At 40.8% G+C, this 14,448-nt stretch carries 14 protein-coding genes; 7 read left to right on the forward strand and 7 right to left on the reverse strand.

The window, feature by feature from the left end; genetic code table 11:
* Positions 1-174 precede the first annotated feature (174 nt).
* Positions 175-696, reverse strand: a complete 522-nt coding sequence (locus PSI06_RS16120; RefSeq protein WP_096042648.1) for a lipocalin family protein — start codon at positions 694-696, stop codon at positions 175-177.
* 120 nt (positions 697-816) lie between these two features.
* Between PSI06_RS16120 and PSI06_RS16125 the strand changes: the two genes are divergently transcribed.
* From PSI06_RS16125 to PSI06_RS16135, 3 genes are read left to right on the forward strand one after another with little or no spacing between them, the layout of a single operon-like run.
* Positions 817-1,272: a YaiI/YqxD family protein gene (locus tag PSI06_RS16125; RefSeq protein WP_004588273.1), complete on the forward strand. Its 456-nt coding sequence runs from the start codon at positions 817-819 to the stop codon at positions 1,270-1,272.
* 1 nt (position 1,273) lies between these two features.
* The gene (locus PSI06_RS16130) at positions 1,274-1,816 is read left to right on the forward strand and encodes a DUF6942 family protein (protein ID WP_273604260.1); all 543 of its coding nucleotides are present in this window, start codon (positions 1,274-1,276) and stop codon (positions 1,814-1,816) included.
* A 17-nt stretch (positions 1,817-1,833) separates the two neighbouring features.
* The gene (locus PSI06_RS16135) at positions 1,834-2,226 is read left to right on the forward strand and encodes an ACT domain-containing protein (RefSeq protein WP_154945625.1); all 393 of its coding nucleotides are present in this window, start codon (positions 1,834-1,836) and stop codon (positions 2,224-2,226) included.
* A gap of 106 nt (positions 2,227-2,332) precedes the next feature.
* On the opposite strand, the gene PSI06_RS16140 is transcribed toward PSI06_RS16135, so the two are convergent.
* From PSI06_RS16140 to PSI06_RS16165, 6 genes are all read right to left on the reverse strand, one after another.
* Complete coding sequence (locus PSI06_RS16140; RefSeq protein ID WP_273604259.1) at positions 2,333-2,764, reverse strand: hypothetical protein; 432 nt, start codon at positions 2,762-2,764, stop codon at positions 2,333-2,335.
* A gap of 166 nt (positions 2,765-2,930) precedes the next feature.
* Positions 2,931-3,587: a class I SAM-dependent methyltransferase gene (locus tag PSI06_RS16145; RefSeq protein ID WP_273604258.1), complete on the reverse strand. Its 657-nt coding sequence runs from the start codon at positions 3,585-3,587 to the stop codon at positions 2,931-2,933.
* 12 nt (positions 3,588-3,599) lie between these two features.
* Positions 3,600-7,250, reverse strand: a complete 3,651-nt coding sequence (locus PSI06_RS16150; protein ID WP_273604257.1) for an SbcC/MukB-like Walker B domain-containing protein — start codon at positions 7,248-7,250, stop codon at positions 3,600-3,602.
* Positions 7,247-8,494, reverse strand: coding sequence for an exonuclease SbcCD subunit D C-terminal domain-containing protein (locus PSI06_RS16155; protein WP_273604256.1), 1,248 nt, complete (start codon positions 8,492-8,494; stop codon positions 7,247-7,249). The genes PSI06_RS16150 and PSI06_RS16155 overlap by 4 nt, the downstream gene beginning before the upstream one ends.
* Positions 8,495-8,571: 77 nt before the next feature.
* Complete coding sequence (locus PSI06_RS16160; protein ID WP_004588266.1) at positions 8,572-8,808, reverse strand: hypothetical protein; 237 nt, start codon at positions 8,806-8,808, stop codon at positions 8,572-8,574.
* A gap of 135 nt (positions 8,809-8,943) precedes the next feature.
* Positions 8,944-9,180 (reverse strand): hypothetical protein, encoded by a 237-nt coding sequence (locus PSI06_RS16165; protein ID WP_004588265.1) that lies wholly within the window; start codon positions 9,178-9,180, stop codon positions 8,944-8,946.
* A 382-nt stretch (positions 9,181-9,562) separates the two neighbouring features.
* On the opposite strand from PSI06_RS16165, the gene PSI06_RS16170 reads away from it, so the two are divergent.
* The 4 genes from PSI06_RS16170 to PSI06_RS16185 all read left to right on the forward strand — a co-directional run bounded on the left by PSI06_RS16170 (position 9,563) and on the right by PSI06_RS16185 (position 14,268).
* Positions 9,563-11,998, forward strand: coding sequence for a M1 family metallopeptidase (locus tag PSI06_RS16170; RefSeq protein ID WP_024032997.1), 2,436 nt, complete (start codon positions 9,563-9,565; stop codon positions 11,996-11,998).
* Positions 11,998-12,489: a DUF6702 family protein gene (locus PSI06_RS16175; RefSeq protein WP_004588263.1), complete on the forward strand. Its 492-nt coding sequence runs from the start codon at positions 11,998-12,000 to the stop codon at positions 12,487-12,489. The genes PSI06_RS16170 and PSI06_RS16175 overlap by 1 nt, the downstream gene beginning before the upstream one ends.
* A gap of 257 nt (positions 12,490-12,746) precedes the next feature.
* Positions 12,747-13,364 carry an HAD family hydrolase gene (locus PSI06_RS16180; RefSeq protein WP_004588262.1) on the forward strand — a complete coding sequence of 206 codons (618 nt, stop codon included), beginning with the start codon at positions 12,747-12,749 and terminating at the stop codon, positions 13,362-13,364.
* Between the two features lie 178 nt (positions 13,365-13,542).
* Complete coding sequence (locus PSI06_RS16185; RefSeq protein ID WP_273604255.1) at positions 13,543-14,268, forward strand: YebC/PmpR family DNA-binding transcriptional regulator; 726 nt, start codon at positions 13,543-13,545, stop codon at positions 14,266-14,268.
* The last annotated feature ends 180 nt before the right edge of the window (positions 14,269-14,448 follow it).

A 14,448-nucleotide genomic window follows, 5' to 3' on the forward strand; every position in this document is an offset into this window, starting at 1 on the left:
CTTGCCAACAATAGGGGGATATTCAGTATGTCCAACACTTGCATGTCTCGTTGCAAGTGCAGCTAATATAGCCCTAACATATTTAACTTACCTTACAGTGAGATGATCGTTTTATTACAGCTGTAACAATCATTTGCTCAACAACTGTAAAGCCCCTTTACGCAGCTAAATAACCTACTGTTTAACCCAAATAACTTGCTCTGTAGCAAAGCCTAGTTTGTTTGCTTTAGCTATAAAATGTTGTTTAAGCTCGTCACTAACGGTAGGTGTACGCGATAAAAACCATAAAAAGTCGCGGTTATAACTTGTAATAAACGCATATTGGTAGTCGTCTTGGTCTAATTCAAAAATAACGTAAGCACCATAAAATGGGCCAAAAAACGAGACTTTAAAATGGCCTGTGTCAGTCCCTTCTACAAATTTAGCTAAGCCCTGTGCTTCATCCCACTTTTGCTCTTTAGTTATAAAACCTTTGTTGAGCACTTTTACTGTGCCATCGTCATTTACGGTGTAAGTCGCGGTTACTTGCTCCATACCCTCTTCGAATGAGTGATCTAGGCGGGCAATTTCGTACCACTTACCTTTGTATTGCTCAAGGTCAAAGTTTTTAACCGGAGTAATGCCCTCAGGTGCGCTTGTGCAGGCGGTGAGTAAAAATAACCCTGTAATGAGTAAAATAGTCGTAATGGCCTTCATGAAAGCTCCTTTTTAAAAGTGATGTTGTTTGTACGGCTCTAAGCCAATAAAGTTTGCTAGCCGATTAAAATAAATTGCTATAGGATCAGCCAAATACTAGAGCAATTAAAAGATTTAAGCATGAAAATATGGGTAGATGCCGACGCATGCCCTGTGGTAATAAAAGAAATACTTTTTAGAGCCGCAGAGCGCACGCAAACACCAACCATTTTAGTAGCTAACCATGCAATGCGTATTCCGCCTTCAAAATTTATAAGCCGGGTACAGGTTTCGAGCGGGTTTGATGTGGCCGATGACGAAATAGTAAAACGCGTAGAAAAAGGCGATTTAGTTATTACTGGCGACATACCGCTAGCCAGTGAAGTTATAGATAACGGCGGCCAAGCACTTAACCCGCGTGGTGAGCTTTACACGCCAGAGAATATTCGCTCGTTATTAAACGTGCGCGACTTTATGGATACCATGCGCTCAAGCGGCGTAGAAATGAGTGGCGGGCCACCACCGCTTAGCCAAACCGACCGCCAAAACTTTGCCAATAACCTCGACCGTATTTTAGCGCAAAAAAAGGCGAGCTAGTGTGAGTGAGCAACTAATTGGCTTAGGTGAGCAAGCCTTTAGCGTAGCCGTTTATGTGGCAAAAGCGCCGCCTATGCCCTACTTTGCAACTCTACACAGTGTTGAGCCTGTAATAAACGAGCAAATAAATACCATAAACCAGCACTGCGGTAATGGCTGGCGTAAAGTGTTTAACGTATACGCTAAAGTGTTGTTTGCGCTACCGAGTGAGCATTACAGCTTTGCTAAACAAGCCGCTAGCTGGCAAGCATATCGAGATACATTTTTACTGCAAAAAAACAGTAAAACAGCGCTGTTATTTAATGCCCCCATTATTAACGGCATAAATAAAAATCAACTGCATATTATTGCTGGGCGAACCCATGCTAAAAACTTATTACAGCAAGGTAAGCTTAATGCGCAATTTAATTGGTTAGACGATGAGTTTGCAATTGATACAACGAATAACATTATCGTGTGCCCGTACTTTGATTACCGGCAGTTAAGTAATATTAAAATAGCCCGATTAAGCGAGCTAGTTGCCAAGCTTAAAACATCTAATTAAAAATGTAAGGACTCAACATGGCGGGAATTTTAGAGCTAAATACGTTATTAAAATCAATGAACCCCGAGCTTAAACAAGGTGAATACATATTTTGTTGTTTAGCAGGCAACCTTGCTGACTACGTTCATTTAAACCCGCTTGCCAGTTACGTTGAAGAAGAAGGCCTAACCCTTATTTTAAATGCAGATACCGCAGATAAAGCCGGTATTACTTATGAAGCTAAATATAATTTAATTACCCTTAATGTGCATTCAAGCCTTGAGGCTGTTGGGTTAACCGCTGCGGTATCGGCCAAATTAACCGAGCATAATATTAGCGCTAACGTAGTAGCTGCGTTTTATCACGACCATATTTTTGTACAAACCGATAAAGCGCAGGCCGCGATGAAAGCACTTGGTGAGATTGGTTAAAGGTAGTTGATATAAACCTGATCTGAGTAACACGTATTTAGTGGGATGCGCCCTATGCTTATGTAAAACACAAAGCCGATATTGCAGTATCGGCTTTTGGTATTAATTAGTTTTGATGGCAAAAGTGGTGCGCTACAGGCTCAATTTTTACTGTATCGCCTGTATTTACTACCACGCATTGCGTGTTTTTATCGAGTTTTTGCTTTTGAATAGTAGTAAATTCGCCTTCGTTAGCTGCGTATAAATTGTATTGATAGGCATCGTTACCGCCTTCAAATAACGCGGTAAATAACCCTCCCACTAACCCACCAATTATTGCTCCGCCGAGCATTTCTTCAGTGTTACCATCTAAGCTGTCTACAAAGCCAAACCCGGCGCCTGCTGCTATGCCTGTGCCTACTTCAGATGAAAGCGTTACAGGTTGCATTGATTCTACTGATGCGTAGTAACGCTTAACTATTTGGTTTTGATTGTTTCGATCTACCCCTTGTGATGCGCAGCCTGAGAGTAGTAATACCGCGATAAGATACTTTTTCATGTTGAGTCCCTGTTAATATTTAATAGGGAAATAATAAGTAGCAACGCATATAAAAGATGTGAGAAGTTTGTTTGTTGCTGTCAGGAAATGTAAGGATGTGTATAAAATAAAACACCGAGTATGCATACTCGGTGTTTTGGGGTTATGTTACTTAAATTTTATACTATTAAACAACGTATCCGCTAAAACCAAGCGCTTTAAAATAAAGCTTAGGAATACCGTATTTGCACTCGTTAAGTAATTCACTTAAGCGCATTCTATCAAGTGGGTAAAATTCACTGTCTAAGTTTTGAGCTGTGTAGGCTTGCCCTGCATCACTTAAGCCTAAATCGGCACACACAGTAATTTGTGCTTCGCGCTCAAAGTCGGTTTCGGGTTTCATTAAATCGCTAATAAATAAGTTTGCGCCCTTATTTAAATTAGCTTTAATATTTTTTAATAGCTGCTTTTTGCTGCCGTCGTCTTTTAAAAAGTGCATTACGAGTAGGCATAGCGCCGCATCGGCCTTGGTAGATAGCTTATCAAACTCGCCTTCAATAACGTTAACGCGCTTTGCTATGCCGTGCTCTTCAAATGCTTGTTTAGCAATTGCGAGCATATCACTTGAGGTATCTTGCGCGGTAAATTGCCAAGTAGGGTTAAGCGCGGCAAGGGCGAGTATTTCTTTGCCTGTGCCTGCGCCAACGACTAAAATATGTGCGTTATCTTTAAGGGTTGCTTTAAGTTGAGCATTAGTAAGTTGGTGCAATAGCTCATAACCAGGGACTAAACGGGTAATGCGGTCGTTGTAATGCGTTGCTTGCTCGCCTGTGAATGTTGGCATTTTTTAACTCCTTTATAAGACTTCAACAGTGGAGTATCCACCACTTTTTTTACTTACATGTACTTGCGTGGCTACGCGTTCACTCATTTCACTCACATGCGATATAACCCCTACTTTACGGCCTTGTGCTTGTAATGAGTCGAGTGCGTCCATAGCAACGCTGAGTGTTTCGCTATCTAACGTACCAAACCCTTCGTCAATAAACAAAGAGTTGATTTGCACTTTGTTTGAAGAAAGCGATGCAAGCCCTAATGCCAGTGCTAGTGATACTAAAAAAGATTCACCACCAGAGAGCGTATTAACCGAGCGTTGTTCGTCGGCCATATCGCGGTCAATAATGGCTATATCGAGCGATTGCGCAATGGCAGTGAGCTCGTAGCGTTTATTGAGGGTTTTTAAATGGCTATTAGCATAATGCAGCAATATTTTAAGGGTTTGTGTTTGCGCTAAATTACGCATGGTTTTACCGGTTGCATCCCCTAATACTTTATTAAGCACGTGCCACTGCTCTACCTGCTTTTTAAGGGTAGCAAGTTCAGCGTGTTTGCCCTTAAGTGCTTTGGCGTTTTGATTATGTTGCTCAAGCGCGGTATTAGTGCCAAGCAAACTATTTTGTAGCTCAGTTTGCTCATTGGCTAAGGTCGTTTCTTGCTCTGCTAATTGGCTTTCGCTTTTTTCGGGCTTGTTAGTATTTTGGTGATCTGTTTGCGCCTTTTGTTGTTGCTTAAGCGCTGCATTTGTGTCTGTAAGTGCAGCTAAACGCTGCTCAAACTGCATTAATTGCTCTTTTATTTGCTCACTATTCAGAGTTAGTAAAATAGCGATCTGTTCGTGATTTGCCTCGCTATACTGCGCTTTAAAGTCGTTAAACCAGGCATTGTAGCGTTCTTCAAGTGTACTTTGCTCTTGAATTTGCTCTGCCAAGCGCTGCTCAATGTTTTTGAGTGTTATAGTGTGCTCATCGCGTTTTTTAATTGCGCTGTCGTGGGCTTGTTGGCTTGTATGTAACGCCTTTTGGCATTGCTCAAGCTGCGCATTAAGTTTTGCTTGGTAATCATCGGCATTTATTGGCTCGTTGTTAAATAAAGCAAGGCGCTCTGTGCGTGTGGTGCTTTGCAGTTGTTGCGCTTTGGCAAAATCGTCTTTTAAAACTTTAAGCGCTTGCTCACTTTTAGCAATTAACGGTGTGAGTTGCTGTAATTGCTGATTAGCGCTGTCTATTTGTTTTTGACTTTGTTCAAGCTGAACTTGTGTTTGCTGGTACTGCTCAACCTGCTGGCTTAAATCGCTCATATTAAGCGTGTTATTTTGCAATTGCTGCCAAAAGTCACTGTGCTCAAACTGTGCGTTAAGGGTGCTGGTAAGCTCGTTAACTTGCGTATTTAGCTCTGCATGCTTAGTGTTTATTTGGCCAAGCTTATTGGTTAATTCAACATGCTGATTATGCAATTGCTGCTGTGTATGTTGCTCGGTTTTTAAGTTACTTATTAGCTGATTTACTTTTTCTTGCAGGGCTGTTTGCTGTTTTTGCGATTCAAAATAGTGCGACTTTTGACTGCTGAGCTGGGCGTATGTTTCATCAAGCTGCTGTGCTGTTAAGTCGTTAAGCTCTGTACGTGCCCCTTGCATTGTTGTTTTAATTTCTAGCTGCTTTGCCTGTGCGCTCTGTATGGCTTGGCTGTATTGGGCGTGCTCAGTGACAAGTACAGCGTGTTGAGTTTGGTGCTGATGCAGCTTAGTTTGGGCGCTATCGTGTTGCTGCTTAACTTGGTTATAACTTGCTTCAAAATCGGCTATTAGGTTATTTAATTGCGGGTTTTGGCTGCTTGCATACGGGTGCTCTTTTGCTCCGCACACTACACATGGCTCGTTAGGGGTAAGCTGCGTGCGTAAATGCTCTACGTTTTCGCTGGCACGCAGGCGAGCTTGGTTTAATGCGTATTCACTGTGTTTAAGTGCTTGCTCGCAAGAGGCTAAGCTTTGTTGCAATGTTGTTTGCGTTTGCTCACTGTGTACAAGCTTGGCCGCAACCGCCGCTTGTTGTTGTGTGCTGTGTTTTATTTCTTGATTAAACTGCTGGTAGCGCAAACGCTGATCTTTTAAATACTCAATATTTTTAAGTATGCTATCGCATTGTTCAATATTAAATTGGCGTTGTTGCTCACTTAGCTGGTTAAGATCTTTTTGTTGATGCGCAAGTTGTTGCTCTTGCAGCTCTACTTTTTTAGTTTGCTCTGCTAACAGCGCCGCTTGTTTAGTTTGCTCTTCTAACAGCTGTTGGTTTTGCGAAGCGGTTGCCTTTATTTGCTCATTGGCACTTAAATACGTATTAAAGCTATGTTGGTAATAATTCCAATCATTAGCCAATGGTTTAAGCTGCGTGTGCTCGTTTAGCCACGTTTGATGCCCAGTGCTGAGTTTTGTTGCCTCATCAAGTGCATTTTGGCTTTGCGTGCACTGCGTTTGTAATTCGCTAAGTTGCTGCTGCTCTTTTTCGCTTTGCTGAGTTAGGCTTGTAATGGTTTGTGCGTGTATAGCAAGTTGGCTGTCGAGCTCACGGGCTTTTGCAATAATTGGCTCTGCCGTTTGCTTTTGCTCTTGCGCTGTTTTTAACTCGCTTTGCTTAGTTGTAAGTGTTGCGGCCAGCTCTTTTATAAGCGCAGCATGGTCAATCGCTTTTAAATCGTTTATTTGCGTACTAAGTGCGTTGTTTTGCGCCGTTAAGTGCTCATGACGTTTGCGGTTGTCTTTTATTTCAAGGGCGTTTTGTGCTTGTTTAGCTTGCTCACTTTGCTTTGCTATTGCATCAAGCTGTTGTTGCGCGTGTTGTTGCTGCTTTATTGCGTGTTCTAGTGCCTGCGATAAACTAGCTGCTTGTTTATACCAATTTAAGTTTTGCTCTGTTGCTGCATGCGTTTTTTTAGTTTGCTCAATTTTTTTAAGTAACTCATCGCGCAGGGCTTGTTTAGCACTTAATTCGTCATCGCTTAATAGGGTGTAGCTTGCAAGGCTTGCATTAAGTAATTCATATTGATCTTTTAGCGCTTTATTACGCTCAAAAATACGTTTACCTATTAAGCTAAATTTATCGGTGCCAGTTAAACATTCTAAAAGTTGTGCCCGTTCATCGCCAGTGGCTTTTAAAAAGGCTGCAAACTCGTGCTGTGCTAATAATACCGCACGCGAAAACTGCTCAAAGCTTAGCCCTATTTTGTTTTCTACTTCTTTTATGGTTTGGCTTTTATCGGCTATTAGGGTTTCATCGGGCAAGGTTAGTAACGTATGCTCAGCTACTTTTAGCTTGCCTGTTGCCTTTTTGTGGGTACGGGTAATAACGTAGCGTGCGCGGTATAATTGTTTGTCTTGGCCAACAAAATCAACTTCAGCAAAGCCTTCCCATTTGCCTCTGCGCAGTAAGTTACGCGCATCGTTTAGCTTTATGCTGTCGCCGTTAAAATCAATTAAGTTGCCTTTATCGCCTTTTAAGCGTGCTGTTTTAGTATAAAGCGCTAAACAAATAGCATCTAAAAAGGTGCTTTTACCTGCGCCTGTGTCGCCAGTTATTGCAAATAACCCCGCGTCTTTTAGTGGAGCTTGAGTAAAGTCGATTTCGGCATCGACTATTGAGGCTAAGTTATGAATACGAACTGCGGTTATTTTCATAGTTGCTCTTGCTCCGTCAGCTCACTTATTACATCGTTTAACAGTGTTTTTAGCTCATCTGGTACAGCTTGGCCGGCCATATCTTTGTCGTTTGCAAAGGCTTGTTCTAATAAGTTTAATGGGTTGAGCATTTCAATTTCGCTTAAATCTTCAAATACGGCGCTGTTATCGCTTGTTATGGTTTGTTCTCGTACCCGCTCAATGCCGCAAAATTTTACGTGTTTACCCTCAAGTGCCTGCTCTATTTGTTCTCTAAAGGTGGTGTCGGTATCACTTGATTTAAGTTTTACGCGTAAATAAGGGGCAATAGTATGTTGTGATGTATCGAGCGCTTTAATTTGCTCGCATAAGTCGCTTAATGGCACACACTCCCCTTTTGGTAAGATAATCACTTCAGCAGAGCGAGGAATGTAAAGGGGGTTTACAGATGTGCTAATAGTTTGTTTTTCATCACTTTTAAATTCTACTATATTAACTTGGTGCGTGTAGTTACGCTCTGAAAACGACATAGGAATAGGCGTACCGCTGTAACGAATAACGTCTTTTTTAGCGACTTGCTGTGCTTTGTGTAAATGCCCCAGTGCTACGTAGTCTGCCTTGTTACCAAATACGTTGGCCGAAATAGACTCCTCCCCACCAATCACTAAATTACGTTCTGAGTCACTTGAAATATCACCGCCTTTGGCATGTAAGTGCCCCATTACAATTAACGGCGAATTTTGCGCGTTAATGCTATAGGCGTGATCAAGTGCAAGCTGATAAGCTTTTTCAACGCCTTGTGCGTAACTAGGGCCGTTTTTAGTATGACTAAGTGAACTTATGTCGCTGGTACGTAAAAAAGGCATAGCGACGATTACAGCGCGTTTATTTTGCGTATTTATTTCAATCACGGTATTGGCTGGGTCGGTTACTTCAAAGCGCCCCACTACATGGGTATCAAACTGAGCAAGTAAGGGCTGCGCCGCTAATATACGATTTGCTGAGTCGTGGTTGCCGGCAATAATAACAACATGCAATTGCGGGCAACGCTTTTTAGCATCTTTTATAAATTGGTAAAGTTGGTTTTCGGCGCTGGCACTGGGTGTGGCTGTATGATAAATGTCGCCTGCAACTAAAAGTATATCTATGTGTTGCTCTACAAGGGTGCTAAGTAGCCAAGTAAAAAATGCAGCGTGCTCATCACGGCGGTCATGTTCATAAAATTGTTGGCCTAGGTGCCAATCTGAGGTGTGGAGAACTTTCATATCACGCTCTTAAAAAACCATAAGAGCGCCAATATACCCAAGGCAAGTAAAGATGCAAGCCTCGGGAGGGCTTTAGTTTAGGTAAAACTATATATAGCAATAATAATGACAGGAAGCGCTAACAAAGCCATACCTAGCGGCATTTTTAAACTTTTAGTTTGCTTTGCTTGCAATGCTTTTATGGCATTCGTTTCGTTACAGGCGGCTACTTTATCAATATAAAAATAACCTGAGTCTAGATACTGCTTACAACTTTGCTGATTTGCTGGAATGGCTATTAGCTCTTGTTGTTTTTTTAGGATATAAAAATCCATACACCCACCACATTGCTTACTGGTAATAAGTACATATTTGAGAATAATTGTAACGATTTTATTATGCTCAAATAAAAAAAGTGGGCGATTTTAAATATAAAATGCACTAAATATCAACCTAAAATTTCACTATTTTTAATTTATCGTATAAATAGTTAATATTAGTGAGATCACGGCAATATTTGCGCCAATTATTAGCCACTTTTTACTGTGTTTTTGTTCAGTAGATAGGCGTTTTAGTGCATCTTGCTTATTGCATGCCGACACCACATTAACATACGAATATTGGTTTGATTCGTAGCGCTCTAGTAAGTCTTTATCAGCAGGGATAGCTTCGAGCTGATGATCTTTTTTTACAATGTAAAATTTCATATCGGGCTCCTTTAGTTTAAATATGCTGCTTAATTTGTATTGAACCTGAGCGCATTAAAACCGTGTAAACACTGCTAACGCTATAAATTTAAGCTCAATTTAAACAACATATTTTTGCACCTTAATTTAATCCTAAGCTAATGGCATGAATTAGGCCTGAACCCTTATAAATACTGTGTTTGTACCTTAATTAATACACATCAACTAGCTGTAAAGTGTAAACCCCCTTTACAGTTTTAAAAGCGGCTTAATTTACTGATTCAAAAACCATGTTAAAACAACGTGAATATTACCGTGTTTAATGGGCGGTTGGTCGCTAATTAATTGAACAAAAATAGTAACTTTGTCAAAGTACGCTCACAAAATTCCACTAGGACTCATAATGAAAAAAACAGTTCTTACGCTAAGCGCGTTTGTGTTGCCTTTGGCAATGTCGAGCGCTGTGTTAGCGTCATCCGTTGAGCAAACTAAAGGCTCATTCGTTGATAAGTTTCGCCAGTTAGACGAAGCGCTTCCTACCCCAAATGTTTATCGTAGTGCCGCAGGTGAGCCTGGCGAAAAATACTGGCAACAACGTGTTAATTACGACATAGATGTAAAGCTTGATGAAAAAAAGCGCCGCTTAACAGCAAGCCAAAGCATTGAGTATAAAAATAACTCGCCGCATACACTTAAATATTTGTGGTTACAGTTAGATCAAAATATTTTTAAAAGCGACTCAATTGCCGAAACCACAAAAACGTTTAAAAGCACGCTAAATAGTTTACCTGCGCAAAAGCCGGCTAAATTAAGTTTAGGTGAGCTACGTCGTCAACAATTTATGAGCGACAACGAGCTAGGCTATACAATTAGCAATGTAAAAGATGACAATGGCGATGAACTGCGCGTTACTGTTGTTGATACGCTAATGCGTATAGATTTAAACGAGCCGCTAAAACCAGGCAAAGAAGCTGAGTTTAGTATGAACTTTGCTTTTAACATTGTTGAAGAAGATGCCGTAGGTGCGCGTTCTGGTTACGAGCACTTTGAAGAAGATGGCAACGATATATTTTTACTTGCGCAGTGGTTTCCGCGTTTAGCAGCGTACACCGATTACGAAGCATGGACAAACAAGCCGTTTTTAGGCCGTGGTGAGTTTACACTTGAGTTTGGTGATTACGATGTAGAAATTACTGTACCTGCTGATCATATTGTATCAGCAACAGGTAAGTTAGATAACGCAAGCAAAGTGCTTACTCGCACGCAGCGTAACCGCTTAGAAAAAGCTGAAACAGCAAAACGCCCTGTATTTATTGTTACTGAAGAAGAAGCGTTAGAAAACGAAAAACAAGGTACCGATAAAACAAAAACATGGCACTTTAAAGCAGAAAATGTGCGTGACTTTGCGTGGGCGTCGTCGCGTAAATTTATGTGGGATGCAAAGGGCTATCAGCAAGGTGGCGATGAACAACCTTTAGTGATGGCTATGTCGTTTTACCCTAAAGAGGGTGGCGATTTATGGAAAAAGTATTCAACTGAATCTGTAGTACATACGATGGAAGTGTACTCTCGCTATTCATTTGATTACCCATATCCTGTAGCGCAATCGGTGAATGGCCCTGTAGGTGGTATGGAATACCCAATGATCACTTTTAATGGCCCACGTACAGAGCTGCAAGATGATGGCTCGCGTACTTATTCTCAAGCTGAAAAACGCTTTTTAATTGGCGTGGTTATTCATGAAGTTGGCCATATTTACTTCCCTATGATTGTAAACTCTGATGAGCGCCAATGGACCTGGATGGATGAAGGTTTAAATAGCTTTTTAGATGGCGTTGCAGGGCGTGAATGGGACCCAACTATACCGTGGGGTGTTGAGCCGCGCGATATTGTGAGCTACATGAAATCGCAAAACCAAGTACCTATTATGACTCAGTCAGACAGCGTACTACGTTTAGGTCCTAATGCTTATACTAAACCAGCTGCGGCACTGAATATTTTACGTGAAGTTATTTTAGGTCGTGACTTATTCGACTTTGCTTTTAAAGAGTACGCACAGCGCTGGAAATACAAGCGCCCTACTCCAGCAGATTTTTTCCGTACGATGGAAGAAGCCTCGGGTGTTGATTTAGATTGGTTTTGGCGCGGCTGGTTTTACAGCACCGACCATGTAGATATCTCGTTAGATAAAGTGTATCAATTACGTTTAGATACTAAAAACCCTGATATTGACTTTAAACGCTTACGCGATATAGAAGCAGACAAACCAACATCACTATTTGTTAAGCGCAACCGTGAAGAAGGTAAGCAAACTTGGGTTGAAAAAAATCCAGATATTACCGACTTTTACGACGAAAACGACCGCTTTACTGTTACCAATAAAGAACGTAACGCGTACAACAAGTTTTTAAAAGGCTTAGAGCCGTGGGAGCGTAAAACGCTAGATCGCGCGCTTGAAGAAGATAAAAACTACTATGTTATGGAGTTTTCAAATCTAGGTGGCTTGGTAATGCCTATTTTATTAGAGCTAACTTATGAAGATGGCACAACCGAAGAGCGTTACATTCCGGCTGAAATTTGGCGCCGTAATCACAAAAATGTACAAAAGCTTATTGTTACAGATAAAAATAAGCCATTGGTATCGGTGAGCGTTGACCCTCGCTGGGAAACAGCTGATGTAGATGTTGAGAACAACAACTACCCTCGTCGTATTATTCCTTCACGTATTGAAGTGTATAAAAAGAAAAAGAGTAAAGCGAAAGTAAGTCGAGATATTATGCAAGACATTAAAACTGAGCTTAAAAAAGACGAGAAAAAAGATGGTGAGGAGCAACAATAATGCGCTTTTTGCTTATTATTGTTTGCCTTTTAGTTGCTGCGCCAAGTATGGCACATCAACTAAAGTCATCGGTTACTACGGTGCTTTTTAATAAACGCACTAACAATATTGAGCTTATGCATCGCTTTTATTTACATGATACTGAGCATGCTGTAGCGCATTTATTTAATGGAAAAGCCGATATCATTAGCAACAAGGCCGACCAACAACGTTTTGTAGAGTATGTTGAGTCGCATGTTGCGCTGCAAACCTTAAAGGGTAAGCCATTAACGCTTAGCCAAGTCGGTGCGCAAATTGATGGAAAGTTTTTTTGGGTGTATCAAGAAGCTCCTATCCCAAAAGGGATTGAAGGCATAAAAATGAGTAACGGCGCACTGCGTGACTTATGGCCTTCTCAAGTAAATATGGTAAACGTAGAAGGTAAAGGCAAGATTAAAACCCTTCACTTTACCCAAAACGATACCTGGCTCGAGGCTAAGTTCGAGCAATAAGTACTTCCCCAACCTACGCGCACTGCAGTTTATGTGCGCGTATTCTCCTTTTGTTTATGCTGTGTTCATTTTTGATCTGTTATTACTAGTTGTTCGTAGAATTTTAGTAATTAATTGGTGTTTATAAGGCTAAGTAATAGATAAGTGAATACTTTTCTAATAATTTGTTTGATAAACATTTGCTAAATTATTCTCATGAAGTAGAGTCATTATGTGTACACATGTTGTATTGATTTTTACCCCATTCAAGGAATGATATGAAAGCTCAAGTAGAGGCTATTCAAGGAGTTATATTTGATTTAGATGGCACGTTAGTATCGTCTGAGTTAGATTTCTCTCTTATAAAAGCACAAATAGGTTGCCCATGCGAGCAAGACCTACTTGATTATATTGCCCAGCTTCCATCGCCCTACATGCGTGAAGAAGCGATGAATATAGTGCATCAACACGAGCTGCAAGACGCTCAGTTTGCCACTATATTGCCAGGCGTAACCGAAGCCGTTAACGCCCTTAAAGTTAAAAATATTCCTATGGCTATTGTTACCCGCAATTTTGATAAAGCGGCAGCAATAAAGCTACAAAATAACCCGCTACCTATCGAAACGGTATTAACCCGTAGCGATGCCCCAGCCAAACCCGATCCCAGTGCCTTAAATGCAATTGCCACGCTTTGGAATATAAACGCCAGCAACTTGTTATACGTAGGGGATTTCTTATACGACATTCAAGCAGCACATAATGCAAATATGCGCGCTTGTTTGTACGCGCCAAACGCGGTGCCTATTTATGCTGACCAAGCTGATTACGTTTTACGTGAATTTACAGAGTTAGTTACTTTAGTCGAAAGTTACTCACAAAAAGTGGAGTTATGTTAAATAGCGCATAACTTTTATTGTTGCGTAATTACTCCTGTATTATTTGCATAGGCTCGGCCTTATTTATTTAGCAAATAGGTTGTTTTAAATTCAGTTTGTAAAGTTCAACAGACCCTAGCCCAATAGGGTTTGAATTGGTAAAATATGGCAAAATTAACGTATTGATTAGAGGCACAAGATGGGCAGAGCATTTGAAGTCCGTAAGAGCTCGATGGCTAAGACAGCCAACGCAAAAACTAAAGTTAACTCAAAGTACGGTAAAGAAATTTATGTTGCCGCTAAAAATGGCGAACCAGACCCCGATGTCAATCAATCACTGCGTCGTCTAATAGAAAAAGCAAAAAAAGACCAGGTTCCTGCTCACGTAATAGAAAAAGCAATTGAAAAAGCAGCCGGTGGGGCAGGGGAAGATTATTCTCCCGCACGTTACGAAGGCTATGGCCCAGGTAACTGCATGGTTATTGTTGATTGCTTAACCGACAACCCAAACCGTACAATTAAAGATGTACGTTTACCGTTTACCAAAACAGATTCAAAAATTGGTACACCGGGCTGTGTTGCACATATGTTTGATCACCTTGCTGTACTTGGTTTTGCCGGTGACGATGACGAAGTGGTACTTGAAGCACTAATGATGGCCGATGTTGATGTAACCGACGTTGAAGTTGAAAATGGTAAAGTGTCGGTATTTGCACCCCATACTGAGTACTATAAAGCGAAAACAGCGCTTGAGGAAAACTTTGAAGGGATTAACTTTGAAGTAGATGAAATTACGTTTGTTCCGCAAGTGCATGTAGAAATTGAAGATGAAGAAGTGATTGCTAATTTTGACAAGTTCATCAACATGCTTGAAGACTGTGATGACGTTCAAAACGTGTATCACAATACAATAATTAAAAATTAATTTAGCGCTAGGTACAGTGAGCACTAAATAAATAACGGTACTAGGGCGTGTTGACACGGCAAGATCATTATAAATTGAACTTATAGAATATGTAGTGATCAGATCAAGGCATAATAATCACCTTGGTCACGTAAAATATGAGCGCTACTTTTCTGAAACACTTTAATTCAATTACCGATC

It is taken from the genome of Pseudoalteromonas sp. GABNS16E, assembly GCF_028598715.1.
Classification (GTDB): domain Bacteria; phylum Pseudomonadota; class Gammaproteobacteria; order Enterobacterales; family Alteromonadaceae; genus Pseudoalteromonas; species Pseudoalteromonas atlantica.